The organism is Nostoc sp. C052 (assembly GCF_013393905.1).
GTDB lineage: Bacteria > Cyanobacteriota > Cyanobacteriia > Cyanobacteriales > Nostocaceae > Nostoc.
Window position 1 is genome coordinate 20,766 of record NZ_CP040278.1, and the last position, 24,515, is coordinate 45,280.

A 24,515-nucleotide genomic window follows, 5' to 3' on the forward strand; every position below is an offset into this window, starting at 1 on the left:
ATGGAAACTGATTTCTGGGGTTTGTCCGCGCAGTTTGAGTTTGCCACAACCAACACTACAAAACAAAATTTACGTACTATATTGTCTCAATTAAATGGGATTGAAACTGCTGTTGACAGGCTTTCTAGGACGACCCAAAGCACTGATATTGGAGCGCAAATCAGCCAACAAATGTCGCAATCTACTAGAAGTACCGCTAGAACTTCTAGAGCAATGGATCAAATGGGCGATGCCTTTCGCGTTGCTCAAAAACGCATTGAACCACTCAAACGAGAATTTAGAGCTTTACAAAAAGAAGTACGTTTAGTTGATTTTGGCGAACTGACAGACGACCAGCAATTCAAAAGAGCCAAAACTCAAGTTAATGCCTACGTTCAATCTTTGAAACGGTTAGAAGAACAAGTTCAAGGAAATACCACTGCCGATCGCGAATTTGTCGCCACCTTGCAACGTCAAGAGAAGGTGATGCAGAACCAACTGAAGATGCAGGATTTACAACGCGATGCTTCCAAAGCTCAATCGCGAGTTGGTGAATTTAATTTTCTGAAAGATGCTGGCGAAGTTGTATTTAACGAAAATGTTTTGAGTAAAGGTAAGGATGCGATCGCACTTTATCAAGGTTTCGATGATACGATGTCTGCTGTTGCTGCCACTGTCGGAGCTACAGGTAAAGAGCTTGAGACTTTACGAGAACGAGCTAATATCTTAGGTGCATCAACTCGGTTTACCGCTCAAGAAGCAGCTGAGGCGGAAGTAGCACTGGGTACGGCAGGGTTTAAAACCAACCAAATTTTGACTGCTGTAGGATCGACGTTGAGCTTGGCTTCGGCAGGGCAATTGGAGTTGGCTGAAGCCACTGGAATTTCTACTAACATCTTGAGTGGGTTCCGAATGGAAACCCAAGAGGTAGGACACTTAACTGATGTTTTGGCTAGAGCCTCTGCTGATTCCAATACAAATATTCAACAATTAGGGATAGCGATGAGCTATGCTGCGCCGAATGCTAAATTATTCGGCGCATCGGTAGAAGAGACATCTGCGTTGATCGGCGTCATGTCCAATGCGGGAATTCAAGCAGATAAGGCTGGGACTGCTGCTAGAGGAGCATTCTTAAGATTAGCGTCGCCAACCAAAGCGGGTAGTGCTGCCCTAGCAGAATTTGGAATTGAGCTTACCAGCAGTAATGGCGATATGCGAAATATTATTGAAATTCTAAATGAATTCAACGATAAATTGCAAATAGATCCGACAGCATTAAAATCTCTGCAAAATGCTGGAGACGATATTGAGGCGATCGCGGAAGTATCGCAATCGAAGCAAGTTAAATCTTTGAAGGATGTTTTCGGCACTACTGCTTTGTCTGGTGTTGCTGCTGCCTTGGGTCAGATTAACGAGTTAAATCGACTAGCCCTAGCAGATATTGGGAGTTCTAGTAATACCGAGCAGATGATTCAATATTTCACCCAAATCAAAGGCTTGAAGCTGAATGAAGGTGAAGATATTTTTAGTGCTGTTTCTCGTGCTGCACCCAATTACCAAGCAGCAGTAGGGATGATTAACGAAGCGAATGTAGCTTTGCTAAAAGGAAATTTAAAAACTCTAAATAAATCCGATATTCAAAAACTGCAAGATTACCTGAAAGTATCTCCAGATGAAAATCTGTTGGATGCAATGATCACGCAATCACCCAACGCAGACATAGCTATAGCCAGAGTATCGTCAGCGATGGAGCAGATGGGAATTGAATTTAAAACTAAAACTGGTTCTGCCAAAATCATGGCATCAATCATGGAAGATAACCTTGCAGGTTCCTTCCGTTCTTTGAGTTCTGCTATCGAAGCGGTGCAAATAGGATTTATTGAGCCACTTGCACCTTTGATTCGGAGTATCACCGATGCCCTGACTCAATTGGCTTTATTTTTAGCAAATTTACCTGCTCCGGTCAGGGGTGTAATTAGCGTCACAGCGTTGTTGACAGTAGGGCTGGGAGCATTGGCTGTCACCATTGGAACTGTCGGTGCAGCTTTATTTGGGTTCCAACAAGCTCTTTCCGTGGCTAATTTGGCATCTACCTCAATGGCAGCTAGTCTGATCCCCCTAACTGGCTTTTTCGAAACTACCCAGGATGCTTTTAAAGGTACAAACTCACTAGAAACCTTTTTTGTTGGAAATCGGACTTTAGCAAGAGATTTTGAAAAAGCGACAACTTCGACATTTCAACAAACCACTTTTGGGTTACGAGCATTAGCAAGTCAAGCAGTCCGGACTAGCCAAGCCTTCTTACTGCTGTCCCGATCTATTGTGCTTTCTCCTTTAGGAATCGCCGTTGGTTCATTTATTCTGTTGAATGCTCTGATCGAGCAAGTAGTTCCTGGGTTTAACTTATTGGGAACTGTGTTGAGTGCGATCGCCGCACCAGTGGGTTTTGTTTTTGGTTTGATTAAGGGATTAACTCAATCGTTGTTGGACTTTTTGGGAATTAGTACCTCTGGAGGGTTTAGAGCGATCACGCCATTGTTCACAACTGTTGCCAATGCAATTAAGATGGCAGCAGATTCATTTGTACTTTTCTCTAATAAAGGGGAAGAGATTGGTAAAAGCTTAGGCGATGCCATTCTCTTCCCCTTTGTGTTTGCTGGTGAGAAGATCGTGGCAATTTGGGAAGGGACAATATCGGCGATTCGGAATGTGCTGAAACCGTTTGCTGACTTTGTGCAATATATTGGGCAACTGTTGGTGAGTGCCTTAGCAGAAAATTCACCAGGGCCAACTTACCAGATTCGCGAGAAATGGGGAATGACGGTAGAGTTCCTCCAGAATCTGTTTGTGAGATTACGGAATTCCGCAGCGGCAGTCGGAAGGGGTTTTGTGGAGATGATTCCGACGTTGGATCGGATGGTTTTACCGTTTTTGCAACTTGGACTAGCTGTCGCAAGATTAGCAGTGATCGTTGATCCGATTCATGCCTTAATTGCTTCCGCCAGCTTGTACTTTTTCCAGGGAATTATTGAAAGCATTGGTAAATCTTACGCTGAAGCGTTACCAGTCTTTCTGCGAACAATAATGTCTCTACTAAAAGTTGAACTTATATTTGTTTTTGTTCAAGGTTTTATCAATCCAACTCAGTTACTGATTGCTACTGTTTTAGCTGCCATTGCTGGCAACTTTATCCCACAGATAGCTCAAGTTCTCTTGAAAGCTGGTGCCTTAATTGCCAGCATTTGGGATAGGACGGTTAAAGCAATACAGGATAGATTGAGTCCTTTGATTCGCTTTGTCCAAGGGATAGGACAGTTACTGGTGAGTGCTTTAGCAGAGAATTCACCAGGGCCAACTTACCAGATTCGCGAGAAGTGGGGGATGACGGTAGAGTTCCTCCAAAATCTGTTTGTGAGATTACGGGATTCTGCTATTTTGGTCAATCAAGCCTTCATCGGGATTGGGGATGTATCCAGTGAAGACCAGATGGTGGCGAAACAACGGATATTTGAAACCACTATCAGTTTGTTGATTGCCGGAGCAAGTCAGTTAAAACCAATTGGTGGCTTGTTTAGTTCGTTTGGAGAACTGCAAACGCGATTAATCAACGATTCGATTAAAAATTTAGATTTATTAGGATTTACCTTATTAACGATCGCCTCTCTTCCTGCGACGCTCATTCCCCAGTTAAGGGAAGAGGCAGCTTTGATTGTCCCGGAATTGGCGCGATTGATTAATAGCGGTATCCCTAGAGCGATTGCTTTTGGCTTACCTGGGGCAATTGCGATCGCCATTTCTACTGGTGTGCTACGAGGGTTTGAGGAAGGGGTAGCAAAATTTGTCGATATCTTGCCTGTCTTGGGAATGCAAATTACCCAAGGGTTTTACAACTTATTCGACACCAATTTAAAACAAATTATCAATGAGGCTCTCAGCCAGGGAGTTACTGAATTTATTCGCAGTATGCCCAGCTTATTTCCTGGTGCAGCTACTTTTACTTTTAAGTTTGACTTTGATAAAACTTATACACAATTCCAAGAAAATTTAAACAATTTTCTGGTGCTGTTGCGAACCTACCTTAAAGGTGTGGGTAGTACAGCACAGGAAGTTGGCAAAATTATCCAATCAGCCCTAGAGCCAATTTTATCTTTCCAAATATTCCCGGCACTCCTACCGCCATTGGTGCCGTTTCTAACGGTGATTATCCCAGCCAGGAAAGCATTGGAAGAGTTGTTCGCTTCTCCTGCCCTCAAAGGGGTGATGCAATTTTTAACTAGCAGTATTTTGCCAGCAGCACTGAAAACATTGGGTGCTGTGATTTATTCAGTTATTTATGTATTTAATGCTTTAGTAACTTTACCAATTACCGCAGTTATTCAAGAATTGAGCAAAGGGGTGGTATCAGCCTTTGGAGCAGCGAGAGCTTTCTTACCGCAGTTGCCGGGAATTATTGCTAGAGCAACAGTTAGTGCAATTTTAAATATCACTAGCGCGATCGCTATATTGCTAGAAAGGATTCCCATTGTTGGTAAGGCTTTGTCAACGGTATTTTTGGGTACTGTCAACCTAATCCTGGCAGCAGCGCCACGTTATTTTAATTTATTAATCAGATTTTTCCCGATTGAGCAATTTAAGGCATTAATTCCGGCATATTTGAAAGTGGTGACAGAGATTGCTGGCGGCATCCTTTATGTATTGAGAGAGGGTTTAGCTCCAGTTGCTCAATTAATTTTGAAAGCGTTTGACCCTCGCGTTGCCTTCCAACTCTTAAATTTATATTTCCGCACCGGTGGCTTTTCTAAATTAATCCAACCAGATAAAATTCTCGGTTTTACCACAGGGTTTAACTATATCAACCCGTTTGACTTGTTCTTCGGTGGTAAAAAGCTATTTAACTCTCTGCTGCGAATTGGATTGCAAACGGCGATTCCCATCGATTTTGTCAAACGCAAGCAAGCTGAACTTTTCCAAGTTTTGGCAAGTCCAGAAGATTTGGCTGTGGCCATGCGACAGTCCAGACTGTTGAACAAGCAAATGCTTGTACCGATTGAGAAAATCCTAGAATCGCAAGTCCCCTTTGTCAGGGTTTTGATCAATCTGCTGCGTGGCTTAATGCTAGTTTCGCCAGTTGTCCAAATAGTTGGACGTTTGGCAATGGCCACGATTTTCTGGTACACGGTACTGAAACCACTTAACAAAGAAATTCTCGAAGCGATCGCCAATACACAGGTATTTGGAGTTAGTCTTTCTCCTGTGGCCACTACGTTATCAGTGATGCGGTTCATTGTGGTGGATGTTGGCGAGAAGCTGTTTGCTTTTGCCAAACAAGTTCCAGGGTACATAAAAGCCATCCAATCTGCATTCAACTTGATTGGATTGGTGGTTGGGGTGACAACTCATGAATTGGTGGGCATCTCCTCAATTTTGGCGAATATCTTTAAGGCGACAATCGGGAACTTCTTGCTGCTGATTCCGATTGGGGTAACTGCTGCCTTGGATGTTGCCTTGATGGTATTGCGAAGCAGTTTGCAGTTAATCAGAATCAAAACCGAACAATACGGCGACGCGATCGTGGCACTGATGCAAGGGCATTTTGGCCCATTATTCAGACAGATAACTAGTGATATTGCTGGTGTGATCTCATTTGCGATTAACCAAACTATTGTGCGTCTTGCCAGATTGGTCATTTCTGTCTTTACCTCTGTTGTTCATACTATTAAGGCAACTTTTGCGGAAATTGGCAGATTGATTCGTGATCCAATTGGCGAGAGCATCCGGTTACTGAATCTTTTCAAAGGACAAGTCGAGCAGATATTTGGAGACGTGACTGCAACTGTCAACGTTTATATCAAACAACTACAGCTAGACAAGTTGGTAGGATTTGTCCGAGAATTCTGGCTGGAGTTGGGAGCAGTAGCAGACGTTTTACTGTTTATTTATGGCATCATCAACCCATTCCAGTTTGCGATGACAGGCTTGATTGGGGTAACGGTATTTTTAGTTAATGAATATAAAACAGGTTTTAAAAATATCGAAGCCATTATCCAGGCATTGGCTAACCCGATAGAATTTTTGACCAATGCCCTGCAAGCAATGGTGGGTTTGTTAAACGTTTATATTCCCCCAGATTTAACAGAATTCATCGCTGGGGTAGCAGAACAATTCGTAAAATCGCTGCCATTGGTAACTGCGGGGATATTCGCGATCGCCTTTATTATCAAACGAGATGTTGGGGGAGCATTTAATTTAGTCTCCAATGGGATTTTGCAAATAGTTGGCAGAATCATCCAAGCAGTTGAAGCGATGCAGAATCTGGGCAATGCTGCCAAAAACGTAGCGACTTCCACGCGATCGCAAGTTTTCTTTGGCGAGAAAGCTCATGCAGTTCGTTCTAGAAGTAGCATTGCTGGTGTGGCGAATCCCTTTGCTTATTCCCAAGATCCCGAACAACAAGAAAGAGCTTCATTCTTGGGTGAGCAGCGAGTTGCAAAGCTCAAGGCAGCATCTAAATATCAGCAAGGCATGGAAAAGCTTCTCAAGGAAACCGAGAAGCAAGTTTTAGCTGATTACAGAAAAAGTGCAAAATCTGGGAATGTTGCCGAAAGAGCCAAAGTTTTGGGCGGTACAGGACAAAGAGATGATGGCTTCTCCTATGAAATTGCCCCATTGTTAGAGAAGAAACGCAATCGCTTTGGTATCGAAAGATTAGAATTGACCGATTTAGGTAAAGGCAAAGCCCAAACAGAAGCTCAAAGAAGATTAACCGAAAGTGATGAATCGGGTTTTCAAAAGTCTCGTGCTGATATTGCCAATAAATCAGGACTAACTGCTACTTTTCAGCAATACGACAAAGTAGATCAAGTCCCAGATGCAGTATTGAAAAACCTAGCGAAAAAAGACGGATTTGGTTTGCAAACTATCATCGCAGACTTCCAAAAAACGATGGAAAATTTACATATAGGTACGTTCCAGGCTGATAGTCTGTACGTGAAAATGTTTAAAGTACCAGATGCTGCATTGGGCAAGAGTGCTTATAGTCCCACTTCCTTTGATATGCAGTTGGATAAATATAAGCAAGACAAAAATCTGCGAGGAGTAAATGAAGAAGCAAAACTTAAAATGCTTGGACAAGCTACTTACTCCCAAGATTTCAGGCAGGATTTGCTAAGAATATTTAAAAATTCCAGTGCTGGAATAGGCTCAGATCAAAGACGAGGGCAGTTTCAAAATGCTATGCAGGATAGGATGGCGAGACTGGAAAAAGTAACGCAGACAGGGACTGGAACTGTTTCTGGAATGCCTGCGGGTCAAACTTACTTAGATGTTTTAAATAAGTTGGCGAAGCAACTCAAGGATATAAGTAATACCGATGTAGTAGCTTTTGAAAAAGCCTTAGATGCAGTGGTCTTGCAACTTAATGAATTGCAGACTAAAGAACTTGCCAGAAATATGGAGGCATTTTCTGATTTTCGCGGTGTGAATGTAGAAGCAGCTATGAAAGCGGCTAGATCGATTGAAGATTTACCTCAAATTGCTACTGGTTCGCAAGCAATTACCCAAGGTATTGAACAGTTGGCACAGCAAACTTCAGGGCTTGTAAAGGAAGGAGGGAAGGCACGTAAATCTTTATTTCAAGCTCTGTTTGGTTTTACTGGACTGCCCCAAGTAATCGAACAGTTTCAGTCCAACAGAAAGACTCTGCGTCGTATTCAAGAAGTAGAAGATCGGACTAATGCATTAGCAAATCGTAACTCCCAGGAATCATCTTTTGCTGCCAAATTGAGAGAGCGAGGTTTGAAAGCTATATTTGCTAATGCAGGTTTTAACTATGCTACACAAAAAGATGCTTTTTATGCCGAAAAACAAATCACAGAAAAAGAAAGAGCGGTTCTAGAAAACTTTATTAAAAATAGAGCTAGGAAATTTGACGTTAGTCAGGATGATAGTCCTTTCAAATCAGATGTAAATGCAATTATTCAAAAGTTCACGCCATTGATTTCTGGCTTTTCTATTGATACTGTGGATCGGTTAAATCAGTTCCACAAAGTAATTGTTGATAAATTAACCCTCGAACAAAAGACACAGCTACAGCAATACATTCAAAAAGGTGCTAACAGAAATCCTTTGGGCGGACAAATTAGTATCAAGGATAGAGATGCATTAATCAACCAAATCAATTTGCTGTTAGGCGAGGAGAAGATCAAGAAAGAGTTAAATATTACAGGTAATGCATCTGTAAACGATAGACAATTTGAGGAGTTAGCAAAACTTAATGACGAGCAGACTAAAAATATATTAAGTAATTTTATCCGTCGTGGTAACTTTATCAACGATATAAATAACGATATTTCAAACTTCTACGAAGAAATTCAGAAAAAATTGGGTTTGGGGAGAAAAGGTGTCGCTCCTTTGAGCCGAATTCAAGAAGTAGGGTTAAAAAACCCAATGGCTCAAATTGAGTCAATGATTGAAGCCTATGTTGATAATTTTGAGGTACAAGCTGAAAATCTTAAACAAGGGGTTGCAGGGAAAATTAACGATCTTGAGTCAAGCCTATCCCGTACTATTATCGGGCCATCGCTAGCAGCGAAAATCGTTAGCCCAATTAGAAATTTTTACCAAGACTTTACTGCTGGTATTGAGAAATTATATAACGCTCAAAAACTCAATTCTAAAAACTTTGTCCAGAATATTCAAAAGGATTTTCAAAATTTAAACCTAGTTTCTAGCATTAACAAATTAAAGAAACAATTTCAAGCTAATAGAGATAACTCCCTAGAAGGGGTAATGGCGTTAGGGGAAGAAAAGCTAGTCAGAGATCCTAAAGGGACAGTGGTTAAAGGTGGGAAGACATACCGCAACGAAGGTAGACCAGCCGATCGCGTGGAAATGCAAAGTCGCTTGTTGCGAGATTTGCAATCGAAACAAAATCTGAACCGTGTCGATGCCAATAAAGCTCTAGTTTCTGTCCTCAAAGGGGCACAAAGCCAAGATGCCGTAAGACAAATGCTCTCTCGCCAAGGATTATCAGAAGCAGATATCAATAGCGCGATCGCGAAAATTGGCGAAAAAGCGAAATACACTGTTGCGGAAGTTTTGAAAATTCAAGGTTTGAATGTTGATAAAGTAGCGAAATCCTTAGAATCAGCCTTCAAAATCACCGATAAACAGGTACAAGACAAAATTCTGAATAACGCTCAATTCACTAGTGCAATGGCAACGCCATTCCAGTTATTGCTCATAAAGAAGATACCGAAGCTATTCATGGATGCTGGTAAGGATTTTGTGAGCATCGTTAATAAAACTGGGGGAGGAGCAATTGTTAGCGTTGCCAAGGTAGTGGCCAAGGATATTGTTCGGGGATTTAAAGGCGAAATTCTGACTACCTTTAGTAATACTGTTGAAAAACTGCGAACGAATTTGGCTCTGGGTCTAAATCAATTTGCTGGAAAAATCGATACTGTTTTTGGTAAAAATCCTTTTAGTGGAATTATCAATAAATTCGCAAATTTCATCGCCAACAAAGGCAGTCAAATTTCCCAATTTTTCACCGCTCAAGCAGCTTCAGCAAACAGTGATGGCGCTCAATCCTTTACTGGTAAGGTTGTTAGTGCAGTTCGAGGATTGTACCAAACGATAACTAACCAAGTAGAGTCAGGAGCATCAGCAGCACAAGGACAAGGCTTTTTCTCGAAAATTAAAAATGCGTTTACTAGCGTTAAGGATGCGGTATTGGGTTTATTCCGAACTCCGCAGCTAAAAGGATTGGACAAGCAAATCGCTGACGAAAGGCGACGTTTAGCCATTGGGCAGAAATTCAGCAGCGTACCTTATTCCCCAGAATTGCAAGAAAGAGGTCGTCGCCAAACTGAAATTGCTCAATCAAAATTAAACCAGCTGCTTCCCCAACGAGAATTGATGGCGAAATTCTCTTCACCCAAATACGTTGTTGGGGAATTGGTGAGTAAACTAGATGGCGTTTTCACCAATGTTGGTAAACGGTTTGAGAATTTAACTAGCAAATTTGCCGAAAAAGCTACTAGTAATCGCCAAAGGACAATTGGTGTTGAGCAAAAAAGCCGAACTGCTCCATACATGACAGACGATTTGTACCGACAACACGGGATGGATGTGCGAAATGGCATTCTTACCGAAATCGTGCAAGTTACACCTTTAATTAACAAAGCATTTGCTTCTGTTCTCGATAAAGCAGGTAGTGTCACGGCGAAATTGGGTACTTATTTCCAAGGTGCAGCGCTGCGAAGTCAGAATGCTTGGGAACGTTCTGCCAACCATATTACTGGTAACTCCTGGTGGTCGATGGTCAAGCGTGCTGCCTGGACTGGAGCAAGAATTCTCGGATTGATCTCGGAAGCTTCTCCTGGCCCATCAGCAAAAACTCGTGATAATTGGGATAAAACTGAAAATTCAGTTTCTCAAAATATGGGAGAAATGGCGCAGTCAGCAGGGCAAGCTGGAGAGAAAATTACCGAGACGATGGGAACTGCGAGCAATCAAGTTACTCAAAGCATGAAAGCTGCTTCTCAGAAGTCTGTAGGGTTTTTGGATAGAATCGGAAATGCAGTTGGCAGCGTTGGCAAAGCTGGATTTGCGATTGGGGCAGCAGTTACCGGAGTTGGCTTTGCGATGCAAACGGCATCCTACTCCCTCTCCACAATGGGAATTATCAGTGAGGATACTTCCCAGCAATTGTCAAAATTCTTTGAAATCTTTACTCTACTTGGTGCTGTTGGCGGTATTGCGACACCGTTGTTTACTGCCTTTGCTCAATCTCTCGGAGCAATTGGGGCAGTATCTGGGGCAGTAATTAGCGGGGTTACAGGTATCGGTGGAGCTATAGCTGGAGTAATTGGATTTGGGGAAGTTGCCTTTGCGCCAATGGTACTGGGTATTGGTGCAGTTGCGATCGCGATCGCTGGTTTGCTATTTGCCTTTAAAACTAACTTTTTGGGAATTAGAAGTATTGTTCAAGGAATTGGTGGTTTCTTAGGGAAAACCTTTGCTGCTCCGATTGGTTTTATTCAAAATGCATGGCAGAAGTTTACTGAGGCTTTTGGGCCTAAATTAATGCCGATTATTCAACCAGCGCTGGATATTGCTCAAGGGTTGATTAATGCCTTAAACCACTCGCCAACGGAACGAATTCCGGAAGCCTGGGAAGCAATGCAAGCAAGGATTGGCAACGTTTTCAACTGGTTGCTGCAAGCAGGTTCGAGTGTCGGTCAAGCGATTGGAGCTATCTTCTCACCAATTGCAAATTTGTTCAAGCGATCGCCTAAAGTCGTTTCTCCAGAACAGCCAGCCTCACCGCCAGCAGCAGCAACTCCTGGTGCTGAAAAAGGAGGCTTCTTCCAAAATATTATCGGTGCATTGATGACTCCCATCAATGCTGCGGCAAATTTAATCAAACCTTTGCAACAGCCAATTGCCGAAATTGCTAATTTCTTCAAAAGTTTAACGACAATTATCAAATCTGTGGCTTACTTGCATAGGGTAATGAGTCCTTTGGCAGGGCAAGGTACGGCGTTGAATGCCACGATCGCGGAAATAGCGAAATTCTTGTATCGAATTCGCTCGATTGTGGAATCTGTTGAATTTTTATACACTCATATTTTTAACCGTTCTGCCCTTGGTAAAACCAATGCAAGCCCTCCCAAATCCCCCTTAGAAAGCGATGATGAAGATTCGCTAATGTATCAGGCAAAAGAACCCAAACCAGGGAGTATTGGCGAAATTACCCAAATGGGTAAAGCTTTGTCAGAAATTGGGGGTTCGGCGATTGAAGTTAAAAATGCTTGGGTGGGGTTTGTTGAATGGTTTGTAAAATTACCATTGGTATCTCAGGCTGTTTCCTGGGGAATGGGATTAATTAATGCTCTAAACCACTCGCCAACTGAGAAGATACCAATTGCGTGGCAAGGTATGAGCTTGGTCATGGGAGTGATCTTGGCTGGAATCGTCGCTACTGCTGTTGGAGTAGGGTTTTTGTTATTCAAATTCCTCTCAAACCCTGTAGGAAATATTAGTGCAGCTTGGAATGGGTTGAAGGCAGTCTTTTTAGGCATTCTAGATGTGGTCAAGAATGTTACTAGTACTATTGTTAATCTCTTTGGATTTTTGCTTGATGCCCCAACCAAAATTTCTCAGTTTGCTACAGGTGCTGGAAAATTCTTCGGCAACCTTTTTCAACGCAAACCTACTGTTTTAGAGACTGAATCGGTTAACCCTAAAGTGGTACCGCCAGCAAAAGATAATAGTTCCCCAGGCGAAAATGTTGGGAAAAAGTTTATCAATCCTTTCCAGCATAAACCTACTTTTACAGAGGCTGAATCTGCTAAGTATGGGGGTATGGAAAAACTGGCAAGAGGTGGCGTTGCTGTTAATTCTTTACCTGATTTAGTATTAGCTGATATCAATCAAAGAAAAAATCCATCCTCACCAGCAATAGACAACGATCTATCAGATGAAATCAAATCCTCCCTAAAAGTTATCCATTCGCAAAACAAGCAAGTTGTTAATTATGTTTACGATGCTTTGACTGATTCTGGAGGGGTAGTTGTTGCTCCTATTGATGCATCCGTAGAAGACAATCCTCTTCTTGTGATTAGATATGCCACCGGAGAATCTTTATCAAAAGACATTTTTCAGACAGGTGTTGGCGATGAATCTTTCACTAATTTAAAAGAGCAGATTGGTGAAGTTTTAAAACAAAACTACCAAGATTATGGCAAAAAGACAGATATAACTGGCTGGAGTTTGGGAACAGCTATAGCTCAAAGAGTAGCAGCAGAGTTTCCACAATATGTAGACAAAGTTTATAATTTTGATCCTTTGGGTGTAGATACAGCAACCGATAATCAATACAAGCAGAAAGTCTCTCGCATGAAACAGCAAGGATTAGCTGTGCCAGAGATCAATAACTTTGTTAATTCTAATGATGCTGCCTCAGCTACAGGTGAAAGGTTTTTACCAGCCAAAAATTACACTTTCAAGGAAAAAATAGGAGCAGAAGATTATCTCAAAAAGATGAAGAGTGGATTTCCTGGCGATTTTCATGGAGATGCTTTTTTCTATAAAAATAACTCTGATTTTAAAACAACTGATACTCCTATAGTTAACCCTGAAAAGAGATATAAAACTGGTACGATTTCTACAGATTCTCTTTCTAGCCCACTTTACGATCCTAATTTAGTAGAGCCAAGATTCCTTGTAGAAAATACGAGGAAGAATTTCAATCAACTTAATGAAGCACCTTTAGAAACTGATGCTGGAAAAATTGTTCTTCAAGCAGTGAAAGGATTAAGTCAAGCAAAGAAATCCTATGAAGATGCTATTAATTTTATAAAAAATGGTGCTATCAATGCTGTTGATGCTATTGATAACTCTTGGAACGGTTTTGCCTCTGGATTTGGAACAATTTTAGATACGTTGGTTACTCCAGCATCGGCAGTCGGAACGCAGTTAGTTGGTTTCCTAAATCATGGTGCCGCCGATGTGACTCAAATGGCTTGGGAAAGAGCTACTGGAAATATTAGTAGTAGTATTGGTGAACTTCCGGGAGTTTCGGAAGAAGCAAGTAAATTAATTGATAAATCTTTATCTAAATCGGTTGATGGTGTTATAGATAAGGTTGACAAAAAAATAGATAAAACTGCACAAGTCGCTGATATCTTTGGAGATATAAATCAGAAAAAAGCTGCTGGCTCCCTCAAGGAAGCAGCATACAAGCAGCTTGGAATTCATCCTTCCCCAGAACTGGAAGCTGGTATTGCAGATATACTAAAAAATCCCAGTCAGGAAAAAGTTGTCAATTTAGCTAAAGATGAAGGATATAAATATTTAAAAAATCAGGTTTCCCAAAAAGTCGGAGGCAACGTTACTGATGTCTTGGCAAATCTAAATAAAGAAAAAGTTGTTGATTTTGCTAAAGCTACAGCATACAAGCAGATCGGAATTCATCCTTCTCCAGAGATAGAGGCTGGCATTGCAGATATATTGGCAAATCCCAGTAAAGAGAATATTACCAATATAGCCAAAGGGGAAGCGTACAAGAAGTTAGGAGTTCAGATTTCTCCAGAGATGGAGGCGAGTCTGGTTGAAGCATTAAAAAATCCCAGCAAGGAGAAGTTTGGTGCCATTGCTGAAGACCAAGCTTACAAACAACTAGCAATACAATTTGCCAAAAATTCCGGAACTGGATTAGACCATGTATTGGCAGATCCCAATCAGGAAGTAATTACTAAGATTGTCAAAGACCAACTGTACAAACAGTTGGGAGTTCAGCCTTCTCCAGGAATGGAAGCAATGTTCAAGATGGGCTTGAATGCCCCAGACCCAATCAAAAACTCGCTTTGGGGTGCGGAAAAAGCTCCCCTAGCGCCATTAAAGAATTTGGCAGCACCAAATAATTTAGAAACTCTCAAATCTTTGGTGGTTCCATTACCTGATAATTCCGGTATAGATGTAGAAAAAACTACCGCATCTTTCCTCGATAGCATCAAAGATCCACTAGTTAGCAAAATTGCTCTTGCCGTTGGTGCAGCTTATGTAAAAAACAAAGCAGAAATTGAGTCGATGAAGCATTTAGAGGAATCTGGGCAGACGGAAATTGTTGCCCAGCTTGGGAGAGCTTCTGTCGGCGTTTACGAGTTATTGCAAAAAATATTACCAGTATTATTGGCAGGAGCAGTTCCAATCGCTAGTGGAGCAGCGATTCCTGCTGTTACAAGTGCGATGGTAGCAGCTTTACAAAAGACTGTGTTGGTATCAACTTTGTTGAAAGTGGGGAACAAAGCATTTAAGGAAGCAACAGGGGTAGCTCCTTTAAATGCAGCAGCAGGAGTTTTAGCCGGAGCAAGTGTTGGTGGAGCAACCAATGAATTTTTAAATTCTCAGAGTTTGTTGAAAACTCCGTCTGTGACTCCTGGTGAAAATTTACCCGATTCAGCGATCGCCTCTAACAAGGGAAGGTTTGGGTTAGATTCTCTTATGTCCATAGTCGAGTTAATGAAATCGACTTGGGCTTCTACCAATGTAAATATTCAAAGTTCTTGGAGTGACTTTACCTCTGGTTTTGGTGCTGATACCGTAGCTTCACCGACAAATGTTCAAGCTAAGGCTACATCTCCTCAAACAGGAGCAGAATTTTCCTTGTCCACGCTCAAAGCGACCAATGCTGCTGCTAGCCAATTCTCAAATAAACTTGTGCCGGTGATCGTCTCTAGCGTCAATCGGATCAAACAAGCTTGGTCGGGTTTCTTGTCCTGGTTTGTAGAGTTACCATTGGTATCCCAAGCTGTAGTGTGGGGAATCGGCTTAATTAATGCCCTAAACCACTCGCCAACAGAGAAAATACCAATTGCCTGGGAAGGTGCTGTCGAGAAAATCAAGGGTTCTTTGGGTGGATTGCTCGACTTTGGGGTGCAGTCAGGGAAGAACTTGATTGATGCCTTTAACCCATTTAAAAAGAAAAAAGATACAGCAGTAGCTGCCCCAGTAAAACCAACCGAAGTTGTCGCTACTCCCAAAGAGGCAATCAAAGAAATTGAGAAAATATCAGTTCAATTTGCGACTTCTGGGACTATCTCTTCAGGTATTGCCCAAATTAGGCAGAGCATTGGCGTCTTAGGTGGGGATTTTGTTGATTTTGGATTACGTGCTACTAAAGCATTATTCACCCTGAATTTTGGGGAACTCGCTGATTCGATTGGTGATTTTGGCGGTAATTTTGGTTATTTTGTGACTGGGGTAGTATCTGGATTCACCCAGATGACAAATGGCGCGATCGCCTTTTTAGTACTTTCAGCTACTAGTTTTGCTCCATTCATTTTGGCTCTTGGTGGTGTAGCCTTTGTTGCCGCAGTGATTGTGGCGAATTTCTTAGGACTAAGAGGAATTTTGGTAGGAGCAGCCAAAGTCGGAGTTGGAGCTTTCCAAATTCTAGATACTGCCATTACTGGGGTAATTAACGTCGCCAAGGCATTTGGCAAAATTGCTAAAGGTGTATTTTATGCCTTGACTGGCGATGCCTCTCTCCTCGATGCCGGGATTTTGGAATTAAAAACTGCTTTTGTTTTGATGGGGCAGGGTTTCAAGGTTGGTTTGAAGAGTATTAAACAAGGGATGCTGGAAGTATTCGGGGGTTTATTTGAGATTGTCGCCAACATCTTCCCACCAATTCGGACTCTCAAAAATCAATTGTTGAATTTAGCACAAATTCTCAAAGTTCCAGAACGAGCCGGGGAAATGCTCGCAGAAATGCTGATTTTGGGAGTGAAACGCTTTATTCGTATTGTTGCTAGTATTCCCGGCTTGATTTTGGGTGTGGTAGATAATGCCCGAATCACGATCGCTAAATTAGCAAAAGAGTTTATTCAACTAGGTTTAACCGCAATTCAATCCTTTACTTTCCCAGAATTGGATTTTTCCAATATTACTTTTTCGATTGTTGGCGATCGCCTGATGGCAGAATTGAAGCCTTTAGGTAAAGCCATTTTGAGCATTCCCGACCAATTGATATCTGCGATTGTTGCAGCTATCCCTGCTCTAAAGGCTCCCTTTGAATATATGCGTTCGTTCGCCAAGGGATTTGTTAATCGTCTCAAGAAAGAATTCTCTCCAGAAGTGTTACAAGCTATCGAGACTGGGTTTACGCAAGCTTCTGAAAAAGTAAAACCAATTGTCGAAAATATGGCAAATTCCACCAAAGAAGCGATGCGAGGTGTGGCAGTATCGCTGAACTTGGAGGATAAGCTAGATAAACTCCAATCTGGCTTTGCGACGACAACAGTAGTCTTGACCGAAAAATGGAGTCAGTTTACTCAAAATCTGAATAAAAAGAAAATCCTCTCGCTGATTCCGCGAGATTTAGAGGATGTCTCTGGTAAATTCAACGCTACCGTAAATATTTTAGAAGTTAAATGGGGACAATTTACCCATTGGTTAAAGGTTACTCCGGTAATTCCTTATCTGTTTACTAATACTGAAAAATACACCAGGAAATTTGCAGATTTTGTGAAAACATTAGGTCAGAAGTGGGAAGGGGTGAGGGAGGTCTTGAGTGTTCCCAATAAATTTGCTGGCTTCTTTGATGGTTTGCGGAATTTTGGCACTAGCTGGTGGCAATTTTTTGATAAATTGGAGGCTAAATTAACGACATTTGCAAATAAGCAAATGTTCACCGCATTTTTTGCCCAAATGTTTGATCTGGGACAAGGAATCGAGAAATTTGCAACTTGGGCAGAGCAACGCTGGGAATCCCTTGCTGCTTTCCTCGCTACAACTTCATTCATTCCCGGATTTATCAAAATCGTGGAAGTGATGGGTACTACTTTCGCTAACGTCCTCGCCTTTATGCAAAGTAAGTGGCAACCCTTCACCGAGTTTCTGACAACGACGAATGTATTTGCGAAATTATTTGATAAATTACGAATTTTTGGAGAAGCGATTCCGACAATCTTTGCTGACATCCCTGGTAGTGCGAAAAAGGCGATTGCGGAATTCCGTAATAAATTCACAGGGTTATTTAGTTTCCTTAAGGGTGGTTTGTCTGGGGTAAAATTCCAATCTGACTCGGTGTTCAAACTTCTGCCAAACCCTGTAGTGGCAGGAATTGAGCGCATTCAGGCGAAGTGGGAAGGGTTTACGGAACGATTCCGGAATATCCTCAATCCAATTGTGGAATTTTCTCGTAAAATAGCCCAACAGCTAATCAATGCTCTAAACCACTCGCCGACAGAGAAGATACCAACTGCCTGGGAGAAAGCAGCAAAATTAATTATTGGGTTTATTAAGGGTTTACTAGAACCTGCTCAAGATGTGGCAAAGCTGATGAATATTGCTTTTACCACAGCATTTAAAGGCACTACAGAGTTCTTTTCCGGATTCTTCACCGAGTTGAAATCTGGGTTTGGAGCAATATCGCAGACACTTGAGAAAATTCGACGTGGGGCGATCGCTGCTCAAGAATTGGATGAAGTTTTAAAAATTGGAATTGCTTTTGGGAAGCTAAAAGACCAAATTAAGGTTTTGGTGGGGGGAATAGAGCAATTTATTGCTGGATTAACCAATGTCTCTATGGGGAATCGGAAAGCAGCGACAACAGGGCAAATGTTTGCGAAGATTCTAGGTACGACGTTACGAGTTTTGCTGGATTTCGCGGTAAAAGTTGGGCCAGCTTTATTCAAGGTCAGTTTGATTTTTGTGAGGTTGGGGATTGAGGTTGTTGCATTTGCTGCTAAAGCAGCTTGGGCATCAAGGTACGTGATTAATTACGGGGTAAGGGTTGGCGTTGCCTTGTTTGATGCGGCTAAATCGATCTACAACTTTTTTGCAGCCATTCCTCCCCTGTTCCAAAAAATCGGTGCGACTTTTGAGCGATTAGGACAAGATATTGAAAAATTTAAAACTAACTTGATTGGTGGATTTGTTGATTTAGGTAAAGCTCTGTGGAAATTAGGGGGAGCAATACTTGATGTCTTCTCTCCAGAAATGAAACAACCACTGAAAAATTTCATTTTTGGAGTTAAAGATGCCGTTAGCAATGTTATCTCTTTCTTAGGAAAAATTACCTCGGCAACCAAGGGATACCTGAAAGCCTTTAAGGGTATAGGAGTAGCTATTGCTGCGGCGATCGCGATTATCAATCCAGCGGTATTACCTGTTTATCTGTTGTTTGGCGAGTTCTATTTGGTTGTAAAAGCAATTAAATATGTGTTTGCCAACTTTGGGAAGGGAGTCCAGTCATTGGGTTCTAAATTTGATAATTTACAAACCAGTCTAGCTCCAGTTACCAAATTCCTCTCGAAAAATCTTAATTATATATTGTTGGGACTAACCTCAACCTTTTTAGCCCTAAATCCAGTTATTGCAATTTTGGCTGCGAAGATTGGTGCGGTAAAACTCGCTTTTGAGTATTTCGTACCAACACTGAAATTCGTTAAAGAAATGTTTGATGGGTTGTTTGCAGGGTTGTCTGGAGCGATGAAGCTAGCCTTAAAGCAGCTTGGTCGATTCGTTTCCGGTATTGTTCAATTCGCCGAGATCGTGCAATCTGTATTCAAACCAGCTATCGAACTGGTGGGTGCAATATTGCTAATTTGGGGGAAAGCGATCGCTTCGGTATTCGATCCGATTACCCAAAAAATTAAAGAATTGTCCGACAGCTTAGGAATTACAGCCAAAGTAGAGAAGATTGTTGGCGATATTCAATATTTAAGTGGTGAAATTAAAGAGCAATTTGGCAAAGCAGTTGAATTTGTAAATCGAGGATTTGTAGATTTTTATGGTGTTGTCTCCCAACAGTTAGCAGAAACAACTGTAAAATTTAAACTATTTTTTGATGAAATCAGTACCAAAGTCAAAACCTTCATTGATGAAGTAAGTGCCAGATTCCGTGTCTGGATTTCCGAAGAGTTGCAGTCAATTAAACCGATTCTGGATGCTTTAGGAGAGGTTGGGCAAGCTTTCTACCGAATTGGCAAGGCAATTGTGGAGTTGATTGCCGATACGACGCTGTTTGGAGTCAGAATTGGTAGCGTTGTTGGTGATGTCCTGGTGGCGATCGGGAAGATTGGGGGAGCATTCTTTGACCTAGCAGCGAAAATCCTATCTCCTGTCGGTGTTTTCGGGATTACTACCGCAGTGGCAGGAATCAGTTTTGCTCTCAAGGATTTAATCGTCAACGTTTTCAAATTTGTCGGTGAAGCTATCCCAGCATTCCAAGAGTTGGCATTGGCGATCGCCAATTTCCTAGAAGCTCCACTAGCCAAGGTTGGCGATTTGTGGAATAAGACTGGCGGTAAAATCGTCAGCATGGTGAGTAAGATTAGGGGCAAAACCAAGGAAGAGGGAGCTAATATCGCTCAAGACTTGGCTGAAGTTCCGGCACAAAAGGTTGATACCCTCTGGGGCAAAGCTGGCGGGAAGGTCATGGGAGTAGTGAGTAAGATTAGGGGGAAAACCAAGGAGGAAGGGCCAAAAATCTCCCAAGACTTGAGTGAAGGTTCTCCTGGCCCAACTTTCTGGATTCGTCAGAATTGGGCACGAACTGCTGAATTTGTCCAAGCCAAAATAGAGGAAATTTCGGGAGTAGCAAAGGTAGAGGGTAGAAAAGTTAGCAATGCTTTTACAAATCCATTCTCCGGTTTGGGTAGCACAGGTACTAGTAAGGATGCGATTAAGCAAAGCACAGAACAAGAAATTGAGCAAATGGAGAAATTGGGGCAGAGTAGTCGCTCAGTTCTCATGTCTTTTGGCTCTGCCCTTTCCAACTTTGCACCTCAGTTGGCAACGCCACTGTTTATGCTCAACGATTTTGTCGATGCCTTCTTTGATTTGAAGTCAGCTATTCCGGTAATGCGCTCAGTCTTAATTGCCAACGGGGCGATCGCCGCATCGGAAGCAGTAGTAGCAAATGCAGCAGGTTCTTCGGCAATCGTTTTAGCGTCTAGTGCTGCTACAGGTAGTAGCGCCACCAGTGCAGCAGCAGGAGTTATCGCTGGGGCTAACTCATTTATGTCCAGTAGCTACCAATTTGTTGCTGGGGTGGCGCGACTTGCTTACAAGAGCATGATTGCGCCGATGCTACCCTTTCTTCCCTTAATTTTGGGAATTGCTGCTGGGGTGTTTGTCCTTTATCAAGCATTTAAGAATAATTTCCTCGGTATTGGTGATTTTGTTGTTGGGGTTGGCACTGCCCTGAAGGAATTCTTTAGCTTATTGCTAGGAGGTGCTTGGAGTGCCATTGCCAGTGTATTTATTAATCTTGAAAACGAAATAGGGAATATCTTCAAAACTTTGAAAATGATAGCTGGAATGATTCTTCAACCATTCCAGCCATTGTTTACTGCACTGGGAGTCCAAAGTGGTGGGGGTAGTGGGGGAGCCTTGGGAGCAGCGATGAATGCTGTTGTCAATCTGATTTTAATTCCTCTGCGTCTAATCGCTGGCACAATCAACTTTATTGTGAGTGCGCTTAGTACTGTAATTCAAATATTCATCAAAATAGCAGCAGGAATTATAAATTTCATTTTGCTGCCATTTAGAATTGTCGGTGCGGTAATAGTTGGTATTTCTAGAGGTATTGAAAGCTTTTCGAGGAATTTTGGTGCAGCACTCGATATGTTCCTCTTGCAGCCAATGTTGATGGCGATTGATATTACCGCGATGGTATCGAGGGCGATCGCTGGTGTGGGGGAAGCTTTGATTAATTTCATTTTTACACCAATTAACTACATCACCAATCTCCTTTATCAATCCTTGGCTCCGATCATCGATGCAATCACTTTTAGCTTGAGTACTTTAGGGACAGTTGCTGCTGGTATCTTCTTCTTCCTAAGTCCTGTGGCTTTATTCACTGGCTTCATGGCAGCAATTCGTCTCATAGTTGGTGGGGTATTGGGTTTCGTCCAAAATCTTTGGGCAGGAACCATTGGCAAGGTTGTTGCTGATGTTCAAGGGTTTGTTTCCAAATCGAAAGGTTTTGGCGCTGAATTAATCAACGACTTGGCAACCAGTCCTCTATCCACGATTAAAAAGGCTTGGACTGCGGCATTAGATGATATTCAAAATAAATTACAAAATTTAGGGAAGACAGCTAAAGATAGTGGAAAATCTGCTGCCGATGCTGTTGCCGGAAAACTACTGCCAGCGCAGACAACTGCGGTTCAAGATAATTTGAAATTACTTTTACCAGCAGCAGACACAACCACACAGAAAATGCTACCCCCAGGAGTAAACTCTCAAAGAAAAACTGGGGCTACTCCTCCTATAGAAGACAAAAATTTAAAATTACTGGGATTGAATGCTGCTCCTCAAAATCTGCAAGAGCTAAAGAAAGCTTATCGACAACAAGTCCAAATTCACCACCCAGACAAAGGAGGGGATGCTGAGAAGTTCCGTCAGGTAAATGCAGCTTATAACCAAATGAAGCTGCAAATGGAATCGCCTCAAGCAACGCCAGAACAACCGATCGCCGAAATGGTTGATAAGACTTTGCCTAGTAGATTTAAGCAATTAGGTACTACCGTTAGTTCGACTTTCGCTTCCATCGGTAACGCGATCGCCAATTTCTCGCCTCAGTTAGCTGCACCACTATTTGTTTTGAGCGATGCAATTGATGCAATTCTGAATTTTACAGAAACTCTGCCAATGCTCAAAGCTTTCTTTGTCGGGAAGAAAGTTGCAACTGTTGCCGATGCTGCGGTAACGACTACAGCAAATTTAGCGATCGCAGCATCAGAAACTACCGTTGCAGTTGCATCACAGACATCTGCGTTGGCAATAGTTACTGGTGCTACACAGTCCTCAATTGCTTCAACAACAGAGGCAGGGGTAGTTGGGGGAGCAAATTCCTTCATGGCAAGCACATTCCTCTTCTTGTCCAATGCTGCTAAAACAGCGATGACATCGATCATGGCATTGGGAACACCTGTTTTACTGATGATTGCTGCTGTTGTACTGGTAGTCGGGGCATTCTACTTAGCTTTCAAAAACAACTTTTTAGGAATTACTGATTTTGCCAAAGCAGCATGGAATGTAATTAGCAGCATTTTCTCGGCGATTATTGCTGGTGTTCAAGCTGTAATTTCCGTTGTCGCCAACGTTGGCAGGGCAGTATGGAGTTTAATCGTTCTCCCCTTCCAGTTAGTCGTGCCGATAATCAAAACCATCATTGAAGCACTGGGAATTTTGGCGTTGATTGTTGGTGGGTTTGTGGTTATCGCCAATATTGGATTGATTATCGGTTCAATTATGACAGCGATCGCTCCAGTGATTGCCGCTGTGACAACTATTTGGTCGGTAATTACTGGAATTGCCGCGATTATCGCTTTTGTTGCCCCCATTTTGGCAGGAATATTTGTCTCAATCCTCGCCACCGGCTTCTCTGCTTTGGTTGCGGCAATTGCACCATTCATCCCTCTGATACTGGGAATTGTCGCTGCTGCTTACTTAATCAAAACGGCATTTGTCTTTGTCTTTCAGGTTGTGGTTGCTGTTCTTGGGGGTGTATGGAACACCTTAAATAAGGTAGTTGATGCAATAGTTTCGGGATTCAAGATGGTTTGGAGTGCGATCGCTTTTGGCTGGAATGCGATCGTCAATGTTTTCTCGGCGATTATTGGTGGTGTTCAAGCTGTAATTTCCGTTGTCGCCAATGTTGGGAAGGCAGTCTGGAATTTAATCGTTTTCCCCTTCCAGTTAATTGTGCCGATAATTAAAACCATTGCTCAAGCTTTGGGAATCCTAGCACTGATTGTTGGTGGATTTGTAGTTATCGCCAACATTGGATTGATTATTGGTTCAATTATGACAGCGATCGCTCCAGTGATTGCCTCTGTCACAACTATTTGGTCGGTAATTACTGGAATTGCCGCGATTATCGCTTTTGTTGCCCCCATTTTGGCAGGAATATTTACTTCAATTTTGGCAGTGGGATTCACCGGACTAATCGCGGCGATCGCGCCATTCATTCCGCTGATTTTGGGGATTGTGGCTGCTGCTTATCTAATCAAAACTGCCTTTGTCTTTGTCTTCCAAGTTGTAAGTGGCGTATTCAGTGGCATTGGTGAAATCGTTGGCGGCATCTTCGGAACAATTACTGCGGAATTCCGTAATATCTGGAAAGTGCTGCAAGATACGGGTAAAGCTTTGATCGAGCCATTCGAGCCAATTATGGCTTTGTTTGGCGGCAAAGGGGGTGGGGGTTTTGATTTGATGGCGTTAGCGGTTAAAAGTGTTGTCAACGCAATTTTGATGCCTTTTAGGGTACTAGGTTTCTTGATTACTAACGTAATTCGAGGAATTAGCTTACTTATACAAGTAGTTATTTTCCTGGGAGGAATCCTGCTGAAAACTCTTTTAGCACCAGCTGTCTTAATTATTAATACTTTCAAATTGCTGTGGAGTTTGGTAGGAGGATTGGGGACTATCTTCTCTGCATTGGGACAAGCAGTAATTACAGTTGGGCAGTCAATTTTATCGATGCTGGTAGCTCCATTCAAGGCACTGTGGGGGATTATCCAAGGAATCTTTAATTTTGCTTTGCAAGGATTAAGCTCTTTGCCTTTTGTTGGCGGTTTCTTTAAATCACCCGAAACAGCAAAACCACCCCAGCAATATGCAGTTGGTGGTTTGGTAAGAGGGGCAGGAACAAGTACCGGCGATCGCATTCCGGCTTATTTAAGTAATGGCGAATTTGTAGTTAATGCTCAAGCAACGGGACAAAATTTAGCATTTCTAAGTGCTATCAATGAAGGTAAGATTCCGACTGTTTTACCAACAGTCAATCCTACGCCAGCTTTGTCATTACCTCAACCAAGTCAAGCGACGACAACATCAGCAACTAGCAGTCCTCCAATCGTTGTAGAAAATATAAATTTCAGCTTTGAGGTTACACTGAATGCAGAGAACGGAAAGAGTGCTGGCGATGAATTTATGAAGTATTTAGAAGATCCTCGATTTGAACGTGCTGTGAGAGATTCGTTAAGAAATATTGTAGAAAGGATGAAATAGTT

The 24,515-nt window shown here is 42.2% G+C and carries 1 protein-coding gene; it reads left to right on the top strand.

Going from position 1 to position 24,515, the window contains the following annotated elements:
• Positions 1-24,513, top strand: a complete 24,513-nt coding sequence (locus FD723_RS39910; RefSeq protein WP_179070682.1) for a phage tail tape measure protein — start codon at positions 1-3, stop codon at positions 24,511-24,513.
• The last annotated feature ends 2 nt before the right edge of the window (positions 24,514-24,515 follow it).

What these genes read in the sequence shown, in the direction of transcription:
- FD723_RS39910 (WP_179070682.1), top strand. Translation starts at nt 1, where the DNA reads ATGGAAACTGATTTCTGGGGTTTGTCCGCGCAGTTTGAGTTTGCCACA.